Raw genomic sequence first — 17,667 nt, 5'->3', positions numbered from 1 at the left:
TGTCCTGAACTTCGGGATACGCCCGGTGGTCAAGCCCACTACTTAATGCACTTGCGAGGACACTATGGCCCGTTTCGAACTGCAAAAACTCTACATCGACGGCGGCTACACCGATGCCGGCAGCGACGCCACTTTCGATGCCATCAACCCGGCCAACGGTGAAGTTCTCGCACAAGTGCAGCGTGCGACCAAGGAAGACGTGGAACGCGCCGTGGTCAGCGCCGAAAAAGGCCAGAAGATCTGGGCCGCCATGACCGCCATGGAGCGCTCGCGCATCCTGCGTCGCGCTGTGGAAATCCTCCGCGAGCGCAATGACGAACTGGCCGCTCTGGAAACCCTGGACACCGGTAAAGCCTTCTCCGAAACCAAGTACGTGGACATCGTCACCGGCGCCGACGTGCTGGAATACTACGCAGGCCTGGTACCGGCCATCGAAGGCGAGCAGATCCCGCTGCGCACCACGTCCTTCGTCTACACCCGTCGCGAGCCTCTGGGCGTAGTGGCCGGCATCGGCGCCTGGAACTACCCGATCCAGATCGCCCTGTGGAAATCCGCGCCAGCCCTGGCCGCCGGTAACGCGATGATCTTCAAGCCCAGCGAAGTCACCTCGCTGACCACCCTGAAACTGGCCGAGATCTACACCGAAGCCGGCGTACCGGCTGGCGTGTTCAACGTGCTGACTGGCAGCGGCCGCGAAGTCGGCACCTGGCTGACCGAGCATCCGCGCATCGAGAAAGTCTCCTTCACCGGCGGCACCGACACCGGCAAGAAAGTCATGGCCAGCGCTTCCAGCTCCTCGCTCAAAGACGTGACCATGGAACTGGGCGGCAAGTCGCCGCTGATCATCTTCGACGACGCCGACCTGGATCGCGCCGCCGACACCGCCATGATGGCCAACTTCTACAGCTCCGGTCAGGTCTGCACCAACGGTACTCGCGTGTTCGTACCGCGCCACCTGAAAGCCGCTTTCGAAGCCAAGATCGCCGAGCGCGTGGCGCGCATCCGCATCGGCAACCCGGAAGACGAAAACACCAACTTCGGTCCGCTGGTCAGCTTCCAGCACATGGAAAGCGTGCTGGGCTACATCGCCAAGGGCAAAGCAGAAGGTGCCCGCGTACTGTGCGGCGGCGAGCGCCTGACCGACGGCGAATTCGCCAAAGGTGCCTTCGTTGCACCGACCGTGTTCACCGACTGCACCGACGACATGACCATCGTCCGTGAAGAAATCTTCGGCCCAGTGATGGCGATCCTGACTTACGAAACCGAAGAAGAAGTGATCCGCCGCGCCAACGACACCGACTTCGGCCTGGCTGCCGGTATCGTCACCAAGGACCTGAACCGCGCCCACCGCGTGATTCATCAGCTCGAAGCCGGTATCTGCTGGATCAACGCCTGGGGCGAATCCGACGCCAAGATGCCGGTTGGCGGCTACAAGCAATCGGGTGTTGGCCGTGAGAACGGCATCAGCTCGCTGAACAACTTCACCCGCATCAAGTCGGTGCAGGTCGAGCTGGGCGACTACGCCTCGGTGTTCTAAGCAGCTGCCAGCAGCCAGCTACAAGCGGCAGGCCCAGGCAACAGCCTGGCTTGCCGCCTGCTCCTCATTCAATGCCAAGCCCGCTTCGCTGCCTTCCCTGCAGCTTGAAGCTTGAGGCTTGCAGCTCTCCACGGAGGCTCCAATGGCCCAAGAATACGATTACATCATTGTGGGTGCCGGCTCGGCCGGTAACACCCTGGCGACCCGTCTGACCGAAGACGAAGGCGTCACCGTCCTGCTGCTGGAAGCCGGCGGCCCGGACTATCGTTTCGACTTCCGTACCCAGATGCCGGCGGCTCTGGCCTTTCCACTGCAAGGCCGGCGCTACAACTGGGCCTACGAGACCGATCCAGAGCCACACATGAACGGTCGTCGCATGGAGTGCGGTCGCGGCAAGGGCCTGGGTGGCTCGTCGCTGATCAACGGCATGTGCTACATCCGCGGCAACGCCATGGACTACGACGGCTGGGCCAAGCTGCCAGGCCTGGAAGACTGGACCTACCTGGACTGCCTGCCGTATTTCCGCAAGGCGGAAACCCGTGACATCGGCCCCAACGACTACCACGGCGGCGAAGGCCCGGTCAGCGTGACCACGCCCAAAGCCGGCAACAACCCGCTGTTCCACGCCATGGTCGAAGCCGGCGTGCAAGCCGGTTACCCGCGCACCGAAGACCTGAACGGCTACCAGCAGGAAGGCTTCGGTCCGATGGACCGTACCGTGACCCCCAAAGGCCGTCGCTCCAGCACCGCCCGCGGCTACCTGGACATCGCCAAGAAGCGTTCGACCCTGACCATCATCACCCACGCCCTGACCGACAAGATCCTCTTTGAGGGCAAGCGCGCGGTGGGCGTGAGCTACCTGCAAGGCAGCACCGAAGAGCGCGTGGAAGCCCGCGCCCGCAAGGAAGTCATCGTCAGCTCCGGCGCCATCGCCTCGCCGCAACTGCTGCAACGCTCCGGCGTCGGCCCCCGCGCCCTGCTGGAAAGCCTGGACATCCCGGTGGTCCACGACCTGCCGGGCGTCGGCGAGAACCTGCAGGACCACCTGGAGCTGTACCTGCAGTACGCCTGCACCCAGCCCGTGTCCCTGTACCCATCGCTGCTGTGGTGGAACCAGCCGGCCATCGGCGCCGAATGGCTGTTCAACGGCACCGGCATCGGCGCCAGCAACCAGTTCGAAGCCGGCGGTTTCATCCGCACCCGTCCGGAATTCGAATGGCCGAACATCCAGTACCACTTCCTGCCGGTGGCGATTAACTACAACGGCAGCAACGGTGTGAAAGAGCACGGCTTCCAGGCGCACATGGGCTCCATGCGCTCGCCGAGCCGTGGCCGCGTGCAGCTCAAGTCCAAGGACCCGCGCCAGCACCCGAGCATCCTCTTCAACTACATGGCCACCGAGCAGGACTGGCAGGAATTCCGCGACGGCATCCGCCTGACCCGGGAAATCATGCAGCAGCCGGCCCTGGACGCCTTCCGCGGTCGCGAGATCAGCCCGGGCATCGAGGTGCAAACCGATGAGCAGCTGGACAAGTTCATCCGCGAGCACGCCGAGACTGCGTTCCACCCATCCTGCTCGTGCAAGATGGGCACCGACGACATGGCGGTAGTGGACGGCCAGGGCCGCGTGCACGGCATGCAGGGCCTGCGCGTGGTGGATGCCTCGATCATGCCGATCATCACCACCGGCAACCTCAACGCGCCGACGATCATGATGGCCGAGAAAATCGCCGACAAGATCCGTGGCCGTCAGCCGCTGCCCCGCAGCAAGGCCGACTACTACGTAGCCGGCGACGCTCCGGTACGTGGCAAGCCACTGCGCGACGTCAGCCCGACCGCGCAGTAAGCAGTATGGGCGCCGACCGCAAGGGTCGGCGCCCTTTCTCACTTCCCCGCCCCACCCCGCAAAACGACCGCCTTGATCGCAGCCTTGGGCAGCGGCTACAGTTCTGCAACTTGCACATCCCCTTCGCCCCAGAGCCCATCAGCACCTACACCTGTAGGAGCCCGCTGGCTGGCGAAACGCGCCAGCCCGCTCGCGCGCCTCACAAGGAGGTCCTCCATGTTCGACTTTCACCCCCAGCTCAAGCAGCGCTTCGCTGCCTTGCGCACGGGCGCCGAATTCTTTTCCCTGCGCTATGTGCGCGAGTCGAACCAGTACCTGTCGGTACGCAAGAACATTGCCGAACCACCGAGCCTGGGCCGTGACGAAGGGGCGATGCTGACCGTGCGGGTACGTGGCGTGGAAGCCTACGCCGCCACCAACGACCTGTCGCCACACGGCCTGCAAGCGGCCCTCGACCGCGCCGAACAACAGGCCCGGGTGATTGCCGCCCATGCCCTGCTGGACCTGAGCGAGCAGCCGGTGTCAAGCCAGCGTGGGGACTACTTCTCGCCCAACCTCGACCAGCCCTTCCCGTCCCTCAGCGACTGCTACCAGTTGCTGGGCGACGAGTCGGCCTCGGTGCCCAAGGATGAACGCCTGGTGAACTGGCAAGTGGGCATCGGCGTGACCCAGGTCGAGCAGATCTACCTCAACAGCGCCGGCGCCGAGCTGCGCCAGGCCCAGCGCTTCGTCTACCCGGGACTGGACGTGACCGCCTACGACGGCAGCGACAGCCAGACCCGCAGCCTGGGCCGGGAAAACTTCGGCCAGCAGGGCGCCGGCGATGTGATCAGCCGCTGCGGCCTGCTGGGCGCCGCGCCCCGGGTGGCCGACCAGGCCCTGCAACTGCTGCTGGCGCCGAACACCCCGCCAGGCCAGCGGGACCTGTTGCTGATGCCGGACCAGATGATGCTGCAGATCCACGAATCCATCGGCCACCCCCTGGAGCTGGACCGCATTCTCGGCGACGAGCGCAACTACGCCGGCACCAGCTTCGTCAAACAGGAGGATTTCGGCCGCCTGCAATACGGCTCGGCGCTGCTCAACGTGACCTTCGACCCACAGATTCCCGAGGAGCTGGCCAGCTATGGCCATGACGACGACGGCACGGCGGCGAGCAAACAGTTCCTGATCCGCGAAGGCCTGCTGGTGCGGCCGCTGGGCAGCGCCCTGTCGCAATACCGCAGCGGCCTCGACGGCGTGGCCAACAGCCGCGCCAGCAGCTGGAACCGCGCGCCCATCGATCGCATGGCCAACCTCAATATCGAACCCGGCGACCAGCCTCTGGAACGCCTGATCGGCCAGATCGAGCACGGCATCCTGATGTCCACCAACCGCTCCTGGTCCATCGACGATGCGCGCAACAAGTTCCAGTTCGGCTGCGAATGGGGCCAACTGATCGAGAACGGCGAACTCAAGGGCGTGGTCAAGAACCCCAACTACCGGGGCATTTCCGCGCAGTTCTGGCGCAACCTCAGCGCGGTGGGCGATCGCAGCACCTTCCAGGTCCTGGGCACGCCCAACTGCGGCAAGGGCGAACCCAACCAGGTGATTCGCGTGGGCCATGCTTCGCCGGCCTGTGTGTTCAGCAAGATTGACGTATTTGGAGGAGACGCCTGATGACCAGGACGATGAATCAGGCCGAGCAGTTCAAGGACCTGGTGCAATGGCTGCAGGAGGCAATCAGGGCGCCGGAGCAGTTCACCCTCAGCTACTCGGCCGAAGCCTCGGAGTTCATCCGTTTCAACCACGCCAAGGTGCGCCAGGCCGGGCAGGTGCAACAGGCCAGCCTGCGTTTCAAGCTGATCGACGAGGGGCGTCACGCCGACCTGGACATCACCCTGAGCAATGACCCCGAGGTCGATCGCCAGCGCCTGGCCGAGGGCTTGCACCAGCTGCGGGACACCCTGGCGCTGCTGCCGGTGGACCCCTACCTGATGCTCAACCACAGCCAGTGGCAATCCCATCACGTACAGGAACACCCACTGCCCGGCAGCGAGCTGGTGGTGGCGCAGATCGGCCGCGCGGCGGCGGGCCTGGATCTGGTGGGCATCTACGCCGCCGGGCCCATCAGTCGCGGCTTCGCCAGCTCCGCCGGGGCTTTCGGCTGGCACCAGGCCAACAGCTTCAATTTCGACTTCAGCCTGTTCCACGCCAACGGCGAAGCGGTGAAGGCCAGCTATGCCGGACACGCCTGGGACAGCGACGCCTTTGCCCAGCGCTTCGATCAGGCCCGCCAGCAACTGGAGTTCCTCGGTCGCCCGCTGCGCACCCTGGCGCCCGGGCAGTACCGGGCCTACCTGGCACCGGCGGCCCTGGAGGAGATCATGGGCATGCTGGCCTGGGGCGGTTTCTCGGCCCAATCGATTGCCAGCAAGCACAGCCCCTTGCAGAAACTCTATGCCGGTGACGCCGCCCTGAGCCCGCAGGTATCACTCGACGAACAGGTCAGCGGCTCTCTGAGCCCGGCGTTTTCCGACGAAGGCTATCCGCGCAGCGACCTGTCGCTGATTGCCCGGGGCGCGGCCAATGACCGCTTGATCAACTCCCGCAGCGCCGCAGAATACGGCCTGAGCAGCAACGGCGCCGGCAGCGGCGAGTACCCCAGCGCGCTGAGCATGGCGGCGGGCCAGTTGCCCCGGCAGGAGATCCTCAAGCAACTGGGCACCGGCCTGTACATCAGCAACCTGTGGTACCTGAACTACTCGGACCTGCCGGCGGCACGCCTGACCGGCATGACCCGCTTCGCCACCTTCTGGGTGGAAAACGGCGAGATCCAGGCCCCGGTCAGCACCATGCGTTTCGACGACAGCGTCTACAGCCTGCTGGGTTCGCAACTGGAGGCCCTGACCGAACAGCGCGAACTGCTGCTCTCGGCCAGTACCTACGGCCAGCGCCAGACGGCTTCGATGCACTTGCCCGGAGCACTGATCAGCCGCCTGACCCTGACCTTGTGAAATCAGCCTCAAGCTGCAAGCCACAAGCTTGCAGCTTGAAGCTGGCCACTTAACGCTGCCCTGACTGAGGTCCCATGCCCGAACGCTCGCCGCTCGACGCCACCACTGCCCGCTGGCTGCCCTGGGTGGTGGCCATCGCCTTCTTCATGCAGTCCCTGGACGGCACCATCCTCAACACCGCACTGCCGGCCATGGCCCAGGACCTGGCGGAAGACCCGCTGCGCATGCAGGGGGTGATCATCGCCTACATGCTCACCGTGGCCCTGCTGATCCCGGCCTCTGGCTGGATCGCCGACCGCTTCGGCACCAAGAAGATCTTCTTCGGCGCCATCTTGCTGTTCAGCATCGGTTCGCTGCTGTGCGCCCTGTCCAACACCCTGAGCCAACTGATCGGCGCCCGGGTGATCCAGGGCCTGGGCGGGGCACTGATGCTGCCGGTGGGGCGGCTGGTGGTGCTGCGGGCCTACCCGCGCTCGGAGCTGGTGCGGATCATGGGCTTCATTACCATTCCGGGGCTTTTGGGGCCGTTGATCGGCCCAACCATGGGCGGCTGGATGGTGCAGTACCTGACCTGGCACTGGATCTTCCTGATCAACCTGCCGGTGGGGGCCGTGGGCTGCTACGCGGTATGGCGCTTCATTCCCGACCTGCGGGGCAGCGAGCGCACGCGCTTCGACGGCCTGGGCTTTGTGCTGTTCGGCGCGGCGATGGTGCTGATCACCATCGCCATGGAAGGCCTGGGTGAACTGCACCTGCCGCACCTGCGGGTGATGTTGCTGCTGTTTGGCGGCCTGGCCTGCCTGGCGGCCTACTGGCTGCGGGCCGGACATGTGGACAACCCGCTGTTCGCCCCGTCGCTGTTCAAGGTACGGACCTTTGCCGTGGGCATCCTCGGCAACCTGTTCGCCCGCCTCGGCAGCGGCGCCCTGCCGTTCCTGGTGCCGCTGCTGCTGCAGGTGGCCCTGGGCTACTCGCCTTCCCAGGCCGGGATGAGCATGCTGCCCCTGGCCGCCGCGGCCATGGTGGCCAAGTCCATTGCCCGCCCCCTGATCGAGCGCCTGGGCTACCGCATCGTGCTGACCGGCAACACCCTGGCCCTGGGCCTGATGCTGGCGAGCATGGGCCTGGTCAGCGAACAGACGCCCTACCCGCTGCTGCTGGCCATGCTGGCGGTACTGGGGGCGATCAACTCGCTGCAGTTCACGGCGATGAACACCGTGACCCTGATCGACCTCGACGACGCCGCCGCCAGCAGCGGCAACAGCCTGCTGTCGGTGGTGGCGCAACTGTCCCTGAGCCTCGGGGTGGCCTGTGCCGGTGCGCTGCTGGGGGGCTTTACCGCGCAAGTGGGCAATGACGGCGTGGACACCGTGCTCGGAGCCTTCCAGCTGACCTTCCTCACCGTGGGCATCATGGCGATGCTGGCGGCGGCGATCTTCCTCCAGCTGTCGCCCACCGATGGCCGAAGGGCGCGCAAGGTCGAGGAACAGCACATCGAGCATTGAGCCGCACACCTCCCTGCGCGGTTGCTCGTCCAGAATTTGCAGGTTGTGGGAGCGGGACTGATACACTGCGCGACATTTTGTTTTGCAGGCCAGTCCCGTGACCACCATCGCCACCGCTTTTAATACTTTGCCCCTGTCTCCCGCCATGCTGGCTAACCTCGACTCCCTCGGGTATGCCCAGATGACGCCGATCCAGGCGCAGAGCTTGCCGGTGATCCTCAAGGGCATGGACCTGATCGCCCAGGCCAAGACCGGCAGCGGCAAGACCGCGGCCTTCGGCATCGGCCTGCTGAACCCGATCAACCCGCGCTACTTCGGCTGCCAGGCCCTGGTGATCTGCCCGACCCGCGAGCTGGCCGACCAGGTGGCCAAGGAAATCCGGCGCCTGGCCCGTGCCGAAGACAACATCAAGGTCCTGACCCTGTGCGGCGGCGTGTCCTTCGGCCCGCAGATCGCCTCTCTGGAACACGGCGCCCACATCATCGTCGGCACCCCGGGGCGTATCCAGCAACACCTGCGCAAGGGTTCGCTGGTGCTTGATGGCCTGAACACGCTGATCCTCGACGAAGCCGACCGCATGCTCGACATGGGCTTCTACGACGCCATCGAAGACATCATCGAAAAGACCCCATCGCGCCGGCAGACCCTGCTGTTCTCCGCCACCTACCCGGTGGGCATCAAGCAGCTGGCGTCGAAGTTCATGCGTGATCCGCAGACGGTGAAAGCCGAAGCGTTCCACGACGACACGCAGATCGAACAGCGTTTCTACGAGATTTCCCCAGAAGAACGCATGAGCGCAGTGACCAAAGTCCTGCACCACTTCCGCCCGGCTTCCTGCGTCGCTTTCTGCTTCACCAAGCAGCAAGTGCAGGAAACCGTCGATCACCTGACCTCCAAAGGCATTTCCGCCGTCGGCCTGCACGGCGATCTGGAACAGCGTGACCGCGATCAGGTACTGGCGATGTTCGCCAACCGCAGTACTTCGGTACTGGTCGCCACCGACGTGGCCGCCCGTGGCCTGGACATCGATGCGCTGGACATGGTGATCAACGTCGAGCTGGCCCGCGATTCGGAAATCCACATTCACCGCGTTGGCCGTACCGGTCGCGCTGGCGAAAAAGGTATCGCGGTCAGCCTCGTCGCACCGTCCGAAGCTCATCGCGCGCAAGCCATCGAACAGCTGCAGAAAGCCCCGCTGAACTGGGATCAGATCGACAACCTCAAGTCCCAGGGCGGCGCCCCGCTGCAGCCACCGATGAGCACGCTGTGCATCGCGGGCGGGCGCAAGGACAAAGTGCGTCCGGGCGATATTCTCGGTGCACTGACTGGCGACGCCGGCATCCCGGGCGCCCAGGTCGGCAAGATTGCGATCTTCGACTTCCAGTCGTATGTGGCGGTTGAACGCACTGTGGTCATGCAGGCGCTGCAGCGTTTGAACAACGGCAAGATCAAGGGCCGTTCGCTGCGCGTGCGCGTCCTCTAACCCCACCGCCCCTACACAAATTTGTGCGAGGACACCGTTTTGCGTTCTACCCAAGTCGTGATCATCGGCGCCGGCGCGGCCGGCCTGATGTGCGCCCTGACCGCGGCCGGCCGCGGTCGCCAGGTCTTGCTGCTGGACCACGCCAACAAGGCCGGCAAGAAGATCCTGATGTCCGGCGGTGGCCGCTGCAATTTCACCAATATGTACACCGAGCCGGCCAACTTCCTCTCGCAGAACCCGCACTTCTGCAAATCGGCCCTGGCCCGCTACACCCAGTGGGACTTCATCGGCCTGGTGGCCAAGCACGGCGTGCCCTACCACGAGAAGAAACTCGGCCAGCTGTTCTGCGATAACAAGTCCAGCGACATCCTCGGCATGCTCCTCGACGAGTGCGACCAGGTCGGCGTGGACCTGCGCCTGGACACCTCGATCCAGCAGATCGAGAAGCTTGAATCCGGCTATCTGTTGCAGACCACCCTGGGCGTCGTGCAGTGCCAGTCCCTGGTGATCGCCACCGGCGGCCTGTCGATCCCGACCCTGGGCGCTACCGGTTTTGGCTATCAGGTGGCCAAGCAGTTCGGCCACGAGCTGCTGCCGACCCGCGCCGGCCTGGTGCCGTTCACCATCACCGACCAGCTCAAGGAACTGTGCGCAGAGCTGTCGGGCACCTCGGTGGACTGCCTGGTGAGCTGCAACGGGCAGAGTTTCCGCGAAAACATCCTGTTCACCCACCGCGGCCTCAGCGGCCCGGCGATCCTGCAGATTTCCTCCTACTGGCAGCCCGGCGACGCCGTCGAGATCAACCTGCTGCCGGACCACGACGCCCTGGGCTGGCTGCAACAGCAGCAGGCCGAGCGCCCCAACAGCGAGCTGAAAACCCTGCTGGGGGAAGTCTTCACCAAGAAGATGGCCGGGCTGCTGGCCGAGCACTGGTTCGTCTCCAAGCCGATGAAGCAATACACCCCGGCGGAACTGGCGGACGTGGCGCAGAAACTCGGCAGCTGGCAGCTGGTGCCGGCGGGCACCGAGGGCTACCGCACCGCCGAAGTGACCCTGGGTGGGGTCGACACTCGCGAAGTGTCGTCCAAGACCATGGAATCGCTGAAGAGCCCGGGGCTGTATTTCATCGGTGAAGTGCTGGACGTCACTGGCCACCTGGGCGGCTTCAACTTCCAGTGGGCCTGGGCCTCGGGTTACGCGGCAGCGCAGTACGTCTGAGCCGCTGCGTGTCCCCGACCGGCAACGGCAACAGAATTTGCTGGCAGATGTGACGGCGGCATTGCGCCGTCGTCAATACTGGCTCAATTTAGCTGCATCGCCCCGGAAGGCCTGTCCCACTCCATGTCATCGACTTCTTTTCGTCAGTCTCTGCGCCGTCTCTGGGCGCTGGATAAATTCAGCTACAGCGTGCGGGTATTCATCGCCCTGACCGGCAGCATGGCGCTGTGCTGGTATCAGGATGAGATGGGCCTGTTGATCCCGCTGTTCCTCGGCATCATCGCCAGTGCCCTGGCGGAAACCGACGACAGCTGGCAAGGCCGGCTCAATGCCCTGGCCGTGACCCTGGTGTGCTTCAGCATCGCCGCGCTGTCGGTGGAACTGCTGTTCCCCTACCCCTGGATCTTCGCCATCGCCCTGGCCCTAGCCAGCTTCGGCCTGACCATGCTCGGGGCGCTGGGCGAACGCTACGGCGCCATTGCCTCGGCGACCCTGATTCTCTCGGTCTACACCATGATCGGCGTCGATCAGCGCGGCGGCGCAGTGATCGATTTCTGGCACGAGCCGGTGCTGCTGGTGGCCGGCGCCGCCTGGTACGGCCTGCTCTCGGTGCTGTGGCAGGCGCTGTTTTCCAACCAGCCGGTGCAGCAGAGCCTGGCCCGGCTGTTCCGCGAGCTGGGTTTCTACCTCAAGCTCAAGTCGTCGCTGTTCGAACCGATCCGCCAGCTGGATGTGGAGGCCCGGCGCCTGGAGCTGGCCCAGCAGAACGGCAAGGTGGTGGCGGCCCTCAACGCGGCCAAGGAGATCATCCTGCACCGGGTCGGCAATGGTCGGCCGGGGTCGAAGGTCAGCCGCTATTTGAAGCTGTACTTCCTGGCTCAGGACATCCACGAACGCGCCAGCTCGTCCCATTACCCGTACAACGCCCTGGCCGACGCCTTCTTCCACAGCGACGTGCTGTTCCGCTGCCAGCGCCTGCTGCGCCAGCAAGGCAAGGCCTGCCGCGCCCTGGCCGAATCCATCCAGTTGCGCCAGCCCTTCGTCTATGACGCCAGCTTCGCCGAAGCCCTGGGCGATCTGCATGCCTCCCTGGAACACTTGCGCATCCAGAGCAACCCGGCCTGGCGCGGACTGTTGCGTTCGCTGCGGGCCCTGGCGGCCAACCTTGGCACCCTCGACCGCCTGCTCAGCGACGCCAGCAACCCCGACGCCCTGGCCGACGCCACCGACAGCAGCCTGCTGGATCGCTCGCCGCGCAACCTCAAGGATGTCTGGACCCGCCTGCGCACCCAGCTGACGCCGACGTCGCTGCTGTTCCGCCATGCCCTGCGCCTGCCCCTGGCGCTGAGCATCGGCTACGGCATGGTGCACTTGATCCACCCGTCCCAGGGCTACTGGATCATCCTCACCACGCTGTTCGTCTGCCAGCCCAACTACGGCGCCACCCGGCGCAAGCTGGGCCAGCGGATCGTCGGCACCGCCATCGGCCTGACCATCGCCTGGGCGCTGTTCGACCTGTTCCCCAGCCCCTTGGTGCAATCGTGTTTCGCCATTGCCGCCGGGGTGGTGTTCTTTACCAACCGCACCACCCGCTACACCCTGGCCACCGCCGCCATCACCCTGATGGTGCTGTTCTGCTTCAACCAGGTGGGGGACGGTTATGGGCTGTTCCTGCCGCGGCTGTTCGATACCCTGCTGGGCAGCCTGATCGCCGGATTGGCGGTGTTCCTGTTCCTGCCGGATTGGCAGGGCCGACGCCTGAACAAGGTGCTGGCCAACACCCTGACCTGCAACAGCATCTACCTGCGCCAGATCATGCAGCAGTACGCCGCCGGCAAGAGCGACGACCTGGCCTACCGCCTGGCCCGGCGCAATGCCCACAACGCCGACGCGGCGCTGTCCACCACCCTGGCCAACATGCTCATGGAGCCAGGGCATTTCCGTAAGGAGGCCGACGTCGGCTTCCGCTTCCTGGTGCTGTCCCACACCCTGCTCAGCTACCTGTCGGGCTTGGGCGCACACCGGGAAACCCGGCTGCCGGACGAGGTTCGCGAACAGCTGATCAATGGCGCGGGCGTCAGCCTGGCGGCGAGCATCGACGAAATCGCCCAGGGGCTGGCCAACAAGACCCCGATCGCCATCCAGAGCGATGCCGAGGAAGCGCTGGCCAATGAGCTGGAGCAGATGCCGGATGAGATCGACGAAGGCCAGCGCCTGGTGCAGACCCAACTGGCGCTGATCTGCCGTCAACTGGGCCCATTGCGGACCCTGGCGGCACACCTGATCAAAGACACCAGCGACACCGCAAAACCCTAGGAGCCGGCTTGCCGGCGAAAGGGGCCTGAGGACTTACCCAGCATTCAGGGCCGCGTTCGCTGGCAAGCCAGCTCCTACAGCCAGCCTCCTGCTCGTTTACATGCCGTGCTGGCGCAGCAGGCGGTCGTAGCTGCCGTCGGCCTTCATGGCGGCGATCTCCCGGTCGAACCGCGCCACGATCTGCGCATGCTCGGGATTCTTCAGGCTCACCAGGATATGCAGGCTGTTCTCGCTCAACGGCTTGGGCAGGAACTCCACGGCGTTGCGCACCCGCGGTGACTCGCGGGCCAGGTAATAACGGGCGACGTATTCATCTTCCAGGGTCAGCTTGACCCGGTCCGCCGCCAGCATGCGCACCGCCATGGCGAAGTTGTGCACCGGGACCTTCTGCAGGTCCGGGTCATTGTCGAACTCCGGGGAATAGGCGTAGCCGCGCACCACGGCCACCGGGTACTCGTGCAGTTGCTTGAGGTTGTTGTATTCCAGCGCGGCGTCCTTGCGCTTGATGAAGCGCACTCGGTTGACCATGTATTCCGAGGAGAACTGGCCCAGGTGGGTGCGTTCCTCGTTGTACCAGGCATTGACCAGCACGTCGTAGCGACCCTCGCCGATGCCCAGCAAGGCCCGGGCCCAGGGCACTTGTTCGAATTCGCTGGCATAGCCGGCGCGGGACAGTGCGGTACTGACGATGTCGGTGGCCACGCCACCATTGACCAGGGTCGCGTCGGTGAAGGGAGGCCAGGCGTCAGCGACCAGTCGCAACTTCTCCGCAAAAGCGCTGTGGCCCAGCAACAGCAATCCGATCAAGGCTAACGCTCGATGCAATCGCAGCATGCTAATAGATCCTTAGCGGGCACTGAGCCCGGCGCGTTCCAGCCCACACTCAAGGGGGGCGACCCGCGCTCGACGGCTCGCCCCAGGTCCTAACATTAGCTCATCAAAACCAATGCACAGGACTCGAAAGCAGATTACACAAAGAAGACAAACGTCGGTTAGCCGAGTAATGGCATTTTGATTCATCTCACAGAAACAACTTCTCCGTGATATCCGACAAGACATCCTCCGGCGATGTACCTAGTATTTCGCGCAGCACTTTCTAGAGGAGTTGGAAATGACCATCGAATGGGTCTGCAAGCATCACACCGATCTGGGCAAGGAGCAGCTGTACGCCATCCTGCAACTGCGTACCGAAGTCTTTGTCGTGGAACAGAAATGCCCCTATCAAGAGGTCGACGGCCGTGACCTGGAAGGCGACACCTGCCACCTGATGGCCTGGGACGGTGACCGGCTGGTGGCTTACCTGCGCCTGCTGGACCCCATCTCCCAGGGCGGTGACGTGGTCATCGGCCGCGTGCTCATCGCTGAACAGGCGCGCGGCCAGGGCCTGGGCCACACCCTGATGGAACAGGCGCTGAAGCAGGCCGAACGGCATTGGCCCGACACCCCGATCTACCTCTCGGCCCAGGCGCACTTACAGGCCTACTACAGCCGCTACGGTTTCGTGGTGGCGGGCGAGCCATACCTGGAAGACGGTATTGCCCACATCGGCATGCGCCGGCCCTGAGCCTCAGGGATAGCCCAGCACGGCCTTGATCTGCCGCAGGTTGGGCTCGATCCAGCCCTTGTCGATGGCACCCCAGTTGTGGATCCGGTAGCGCCCGGCGTGATTGCGGGCGCCGTCTTGCTGTTCGAATTCGCAGAGGATGTCCAGGTCCGCCAGAGCGGCGATGGTGTCCTGGGCGGTGCGCCGGGGCATGCCCGTGACTTCGGTGAGCGCCGGTACGCTGCTGGCCAGCCCGCTGTCGATCAGATACGCCACATACAGACGGCGGTAGAAACTGCTCTTGGTCTTGCTTACATCCATCGCCCACTCCCTATTGCCATGAATTAATCCGCCGTCCCCGCCCTGGCTTGCAAGTCGCGCCAGGTCAGGTAGACCCGCAGGTCGAACTCCAGCTGGTGATAGCCCGGCAGCATGTGCTCGCAGAGCTTGTAGAACGCCTTGTTGTGCTCCGATTCCTTGAAGTGCGCCAACTCGTGCACCACGATCATCCGCAGGAACTCCGGCGCCGCTTCCTTGAACAGCGAGGCAATGCGGATCTCCTTCTTGGCCTTGAGCTTGCCGCCCTGCACCCGGGACACCGTGGTGTGCAGGCCAAGGGCGCGATGGGTCAGGTCCAGGCGGTTGTCGAACAGCACCTTGTCGATGGCCGGCGCGTTGCGCAGGTACTCCTGCTTCAGCTCCAGGGCGTAGCTGTACAGCGCCTTGTCGCTCTGCACCGCATGCTTGTGTGGATAACGCCCTGTGAGGTAGTCCCCCAGGCGATCTTCGACGATCAGTTGACGCACTTGCTGTTGCAGGGCGACGGGATAGGCCTGGAGGTATTTGAGTGCGGTCATTGGGGGGGCAGCGCAAGGTACGAAGGGCGCCAGTGTAGCGAATTCAGGCCGGCAACGCGCTCCAGTCAAAGGGCTGGGCAAACTGGCTGGCGCTGGCGGCGGTCAGCGGCCGGGCCACCAGGAACCCCTGCACGTATTCGCAACCGTTGGCCTTGAGCCATTGGTACTGCTCGTGGGTTTCCACGCCTTCGGCGATCACCAGCAAGCCGAACTGCTTGCACAGGTCGATCACGCTGCGGGCGATGGCGGCGTCCCGCGGCGACGTCAGCAGGCGGGCGATCAGGTGCCGGTCGAGCTTGAGGGTGTCCAGTTGCAGGTCGCGCAGATAGGCCAGACAGCAACTGCCCGAGCCGAAATCGTCCAGGGCCACTCGCACCCCCAGTTGATGCAACTGCTGCAACTGCTTGCGGGTCTCGGCCAGGTTCTGGGTCAACGCCGCCTCGGTGACCTCGACCTCCAGCTGGCGCGGCTGCAAGCCATGGCGCACCAGCACCTGGCGCAGTTCATTGGCCAGATTGGGCATGCCGAACTGGGTGGCGCTGAGACTGACGCCCAGCACCAGGTCGGGGCTGAATACCTGCTCCCAGTCCTTGCGCTGGGCGGCGCCCTGTTGATAGATCCAACTGCCCAAGCGACTGATCAGCCGCGCCTCCTCCAGCAGCGGCAGGAACAGCCCCGGCGGCACATCGCCGACACTCGGGTGACGCCAGCGCAGCAGGGCTTCGAAGCCGCGCAAACGGCCATCGGCGATGGCCACCTGGGGCTGATACACCAGGGTGAATTCCTTGCGTTCCACGGCGCTGCGCACGCTCTCTTCGAGCATCAGCCGGGAACGTGCACGGCCATTCATCTCGTGATCGTAGTAGCGGTATTGCTGGCGACCCGCGCGCTTGGCTTCGTACATGGCGATGTCCGCGGCACGCAGCAGGCCGTCCAGGTTGGAGCCGCAGTCGGGATAGATGGCGATGCCGATACTGGCGCCCAGCACCACCTCCAGCCCGTCGATCTGCTGGCTGATGGACAGGCGCTCGATCAGCCTCTCGGCGATTTTTGCCGCCTGCTCGGGAAAACTCAGCTCCAGCAGAGCGGTGAACTCATCACCGCCCATGCGCCCGAGAATGTCGAAGGAATGCAGGCACTCCTTCAACTGCTCGGACACCCAGCGCAGCACCCGATCGCCGGCGTCGTGCCCCAGGGAGTCATTGACCCGCTTGAAGCCGTCAAGATCCAGGTAGAGCAGCACCAGGGTCTTGCCCGGACGATCACCGCGCAACAGGATGTTTTCCACCGTCTGATAGAAACCGCGGCGGTTGAGCAACCCGGTGAGCGGGTCGGTGACCGCCTGATACTCCAGTTGCTGGTGCAGGTGGCGCACTTCGGACATGTCCAGCAGGGTCACCACCATGGCCTTCTGCTCGCTGGGCAAGGGTGCACAGGACAGCGCCACGCTGAGCTGCTGGCCGGGCACGGTACGCAGCAGAGCGTCATGCAGGCGATAGGTCTGCCCACGCCGATAGCAGGCCAGGAGCTCGGATTCGTTCCAGTCGGGAACATGGGGTTTTTGCAGGTAGTCGAGGAACAGCGATCCTTCCAGCTCTTTCACCTGGGCATTGAGCAAGCGCGAAACCGCCGGATTGGCGTAGCGCACCAGTCCGCCCTCATCCACCACCAGGATGCCTTCGGCAGCGTTGTCCAGCACCGAGGCGTTGAACGCCCGCGCCACTTCCAGATCGTGACTGAGCTGCTGCAGGGCCCGACGATTGCGCTGGTGCTCCAGCAGTGCCTGGACCTTGGGCTTGAGGATCTGCGGGTCGAACGGCTTGAACAGGTAATCCACCGCGCCGCTGGCATAGCCCTTGATCACCGCGTCCTGGGACTGTTCGTTGGCGGTGAGGAAGATGATCGGGGTCAAACGCGTGCGCTGGCTGCCGCGCATCAGGCGGGCCACTTCGAAACCATCCATGCCGGGCATCTGCACATCCAGCAGGACCAGATCCACTTCATGCTCGAGCAGCAGGCCCAGGGCTTCGAGTCCGGAGGCGGCGGTCATCACCCGCCAGTCCTGGCGCTGCAACAGCGCCCGCATGCTCAGGAGGTTTTCAGGATAGTCATCAACGATCAGAAGAGTGGAGTCGCCTGCGACGGCCTCCGGTTGCACGCATTCCATGCTGCTTCTCTTGTCTGTAATAAGACTGAACGGGCGAGAAAACCTGACAAATCTGTGGACCACTCTAGACCCGGATCCTGAAAAGCAGAAGCTGCCACCCTGCCATCACTTCACCAATGGCCCCGGCACCCGACTAACGGTCACAGTTATGCCGTATAAAACCCGGGGAAGATGGCATTTCGACATTTTGCTGACGTCA

Annotated in this window: 13 protein-coding genes; 9 read left to right on the top strand and 4 right to left on the bottom strand. The window is 64.4% G+C overall.

The genetic code is table 11. The features are described from left to right. The first annotated feature begins 64 nt into the window (after nucleotides 1-64). The 8 genes from betB to yccS all read left to right on the top strand — a co-directional run bounded on the left by betB (nucleotide 65) and on the right by yccS (nucleotide 12,901). Complete coding sequence (betB, locus tag GWQ44_RS08140; protein ID WP_275927003.1) at nucleotides 65-1,537, top strand: betaine-aldehyde dehydrogenase; 1,473 nt, start codon at nucleotides 65-67, stop codon at nucleotides 1,535-1,537. Nucleotides 1,538-1,679: 142 nt separating this feature from the next. Further along, the gene (gene betA / locus GWQ44_RS08135) at nucleotides 1,680-3,383 is read left to right on the top strand and encodes a choline dehydrogenase (protein ID WP_275927002.1); all 1,704 of its coding nucleotides are present in this window, start codon (nucleotides 1,680-1,682) and stop codon (nucleotides 3,381-3,383) included. Nucleotides 3,384-3,599: 216 nt separating this feature from the next. Beyond that, nucleotides 3,600-5,042 carry a TldD/PmbA family protein gene (locus tag GWQ44_RS08130; RefSeq protein ID WP_275927001.1) on the top strand — a complete coding sequence of 481 codons (1,443 nt, stop codon included), beginning with the start codon at nucleotides 3,600-3,602 and terminating at the stop codon, nucleotides 5,040-5,042. Continuing rightward, the gene (locus GWQ44_RS08125; RefSeq protein ID WP_275927000.1) at nucleotides 5,042-6,379 is read left to right on the top strand and encodes a TldD/PmbA family protein; all 1,338 of its coding nucleotides are present in this window, start codon (nucleotides 5,042-5,044) and stop codon (nucleotides 6,377-6,379) included. Before GWQ44_RS08130 ends, GWQ44_RS08125 begins: the two co-directional genes overlap by 1 nt. A gap of 74 nt (nucleotides 6,380-6,453) precedes the next feature. Then, a complete protein-coding gene (gene mdtD / locus GWQ44_RS08120) occupies nucleotides 6,454-7,884 on the top strand; it encodes a multidrug transporter subunit MdtD (RefSeq protein WP_016966364.1) in 1,431 nt (476 codons plus the stop codon). 145 nt (nucleotides 7,885-8,029) lie between these two features. Beyond that, nucleotides 8,030-9,367 carry an ATP-dependent RNA helicase DbpA gene (gene dbpA / locus GWQ44_RS08115; RefSeq protein WP_233172385.1) on the top strand — a complete coding sequence of 446 codons (1,338 nt, stop codon included), beginning with the start codon at nucleotides 8,030-8,032 and terminating at the stop codon, nucleotides 9,365-9,367. Between the two features lie 39 nt (nucleotides 9,368-9,406). Further along, nucleotides 9,407-10,585, top strand: coding sequence for an NAD(P)/FAD-dependent oxidoreductase (locus GWQ44_RS08110; protein ID WP_275926999.1), 1,179 nt, complete (start codon nucleotides 9,407-9,409; stop codon nucleotides 10,583-10,585). A 123-nt stretch (nucleotides 10,586-10,708) separates the two neighbouring features. Then, a complete protein-coding gene (yccS, locus tag GWQ44_RS08105) occupies nucleotides 10,709-12,901 on the top strand; it encodes a YccS family putative transporter (protein ID WP_103740368.1) in 2,193 nt (730 codons plus the stop codon). Nucleotides 12,902-12,997: 96 nt separating this feature from the next. On the opposite strand, the gene GWQ44_RS08100 is transcribed toward yccS, so the two are convergent. After that, nucleotides 12,998-13,735, bottom strand: coding sequence for a transporter substrate-binding domain-containing protein (locus GWQ44_RS08100; RefSeq protein ID WP_047306453.1), 738 nt, complete (start codon nucleotides 13,733-13,735; stop codon nucleotides 12,998-13,000). A gap of 277 nt (nucleotides 13,736-14,012) precedes the next feature. On the opposite strand from GWQ44_RS08100, the gene GWQ44_RS08095 reads away from it, so the two are divergent. Further along, a complete protein-coding gene (locus GWQ44_RS08095) occupies nucleotides 14,013-14,465 on the top strand; it encodes a GNAT family N-acetyltransferase (protein ID WP_016966369.1) in 453 nt (150 codons plus the stop codon). A 3-nt stretch (nucleotides 14,466-14,468) separates the two neighbouring features. Here the strand turns inward: GWQ44_RS08095 and GWQ44_RS08090 are convergent, their stop codons facing one another. From GWQ44_RS08090 to GWQ44_RS08080, 3 genes are read right to left on the bottom strand one after another with little or no spacing between them, the layout of a single operon-like run. Continuing rightward, on the bottom strand, nucleotides 14,469-14,765 hold the full coding sequence (locus tag GWQ44_RS08090; RefSeq protein ID WP_011063952.1) for a winged helix-turn-helix domain-containing protein: 297 nt from the start codon (nucleotides 14,763-14,765) through the stop codon (nucleotides 14,469-14,471). 23 nt (nucleotides 14,766-14,788) lie between these two features. Beyond that, nucleotides 14,789-15,301, bottom strand: coding sequence for a M48 family metallopeptidase (locus GWQ44_RS08085; protein ID WP_016966370.1), 513 nt, complete (start codon nucleotides 15,299-15,301; stop codon nucleotides 14,789-14,791). A gap of 43 nt (nucleotides 15,302-15,344) precedes the next feature. Continuing rightward, the gene (locus GWQ44_RS08080; RefSeq protein ID WP_016966371.1) at nucleotides 15,345-17,468 is read right to left on the bottom strand and encodes an EAL domain-containing protein; all 2,124 of its coding nucleotides are present in this window, start codon (nucleotides 17,466-17,468) and stop codon (nucleotides 15,345-15,347) included. Nucleotides 17,469-17,667: the final 199 nt, after the last annotated feature.

Origin of the sequence: Pseudomonas sp. 3MA1, from assembly GCF_029237275.1 — a bacterium.
Taxonomy (GTDB): domain Bacteria; phylum Pseudomonadota; class Gammaproteobacteria; order Pseudomonadales; family Pseudomonadaceae; genus Aquipseudomonas; species Aquipseudomonas fluorescens_AP.
This window is presented reverse-complemented; position numbering and strand designations above follow the sequence as displayed.

Excerpts from the sequence above, each read along its gene's own strand:
- betB (WP_275927003.1), top strand. The coding sequence starts at position 65 with ATGGCCCGTTTCGAACTGCAAAAACTCTACATCGACGGCGGCTACACC.
- betA (WP_275927002.1), top strand. The coding sequence starts at position 1,680 with ATGGCCCAAGAATACGATTACATCATTGTGGGTGCCGGCTCGGCCGGT.
- GWQ44_RS08130 (WP_275927001.1), top strand. The coding sequence starts at position 3,600 with ATGTTCGACTTTCACCCCCAGCTCAAGCAGCGCTTCGCTGCCTTGCGC.
- GWQ44_RS08125 (WP_275927000.1), top strand. The coding sequence starts at position 5,042 with ATGACCAGGACGATGAATCAGGCCGAGCAGTTCAAGGACCTGGTGCAA.
- mdtD (WP_016966364.1), top strand. The coding sequence starts at position 6,454 with ATGCCCGAACGCTCGCCGCTCGACGCCACCACTGCCCGCTGGCTGCCC.
- dbpA (WP_233172385.1), top strand. The coding sequence starts at position 8,030 with ATGCTGGCTAACCTCGACTCCCTCGGGTATGCCCAGATGACGCCGATC.
- yccS (WP_103740368.1), top strand. The coding sequence starts at position 10,709 with ATGTCATCGACTTCTTTTCGTCAGTCTCTGCGCCGTCTCTGGGCGCTG.
- GWQ44_RS08100 (WP_047306453.1), bottom strand. The coding sequence starts at position 13,735 with ATGCTGCGATTGCATCGAGCGTTAGCCTTGATCGGATTGCTGTTGCTG.
- GWQ44_RS08095 (WP_016966369.1), top strand. The coding sequence starts at position 14,013 with ATGACCATCGAATGGGTCTGCAAGCATCACACCGATCTGGGCAAGGAG.
- GWQ44_RS08090 (WP_011063952.1), bottom strand. The coding sequence starts at position 14,765 with ATGGATGTAAGCAAGACCAAGAGCAGTTTCTACCGCCGTCTGTATGTG.
- GWQ44_RS08085 (WP_016966370.1), bottom strand. The coding sequence starts at position 15,301 with ATGACCGCACTCAAATACCTCCAGGCCTATCCCGTCGCCCTGCAACAG.
- GWQ44_RS08080 (WP_016966371.1), bottom strand. The coding sequence starts at position 17,468 with ATGGAATGCGTGCAACCGGAGGCCGTCGCAGGCGACTCCACTCTTCTG.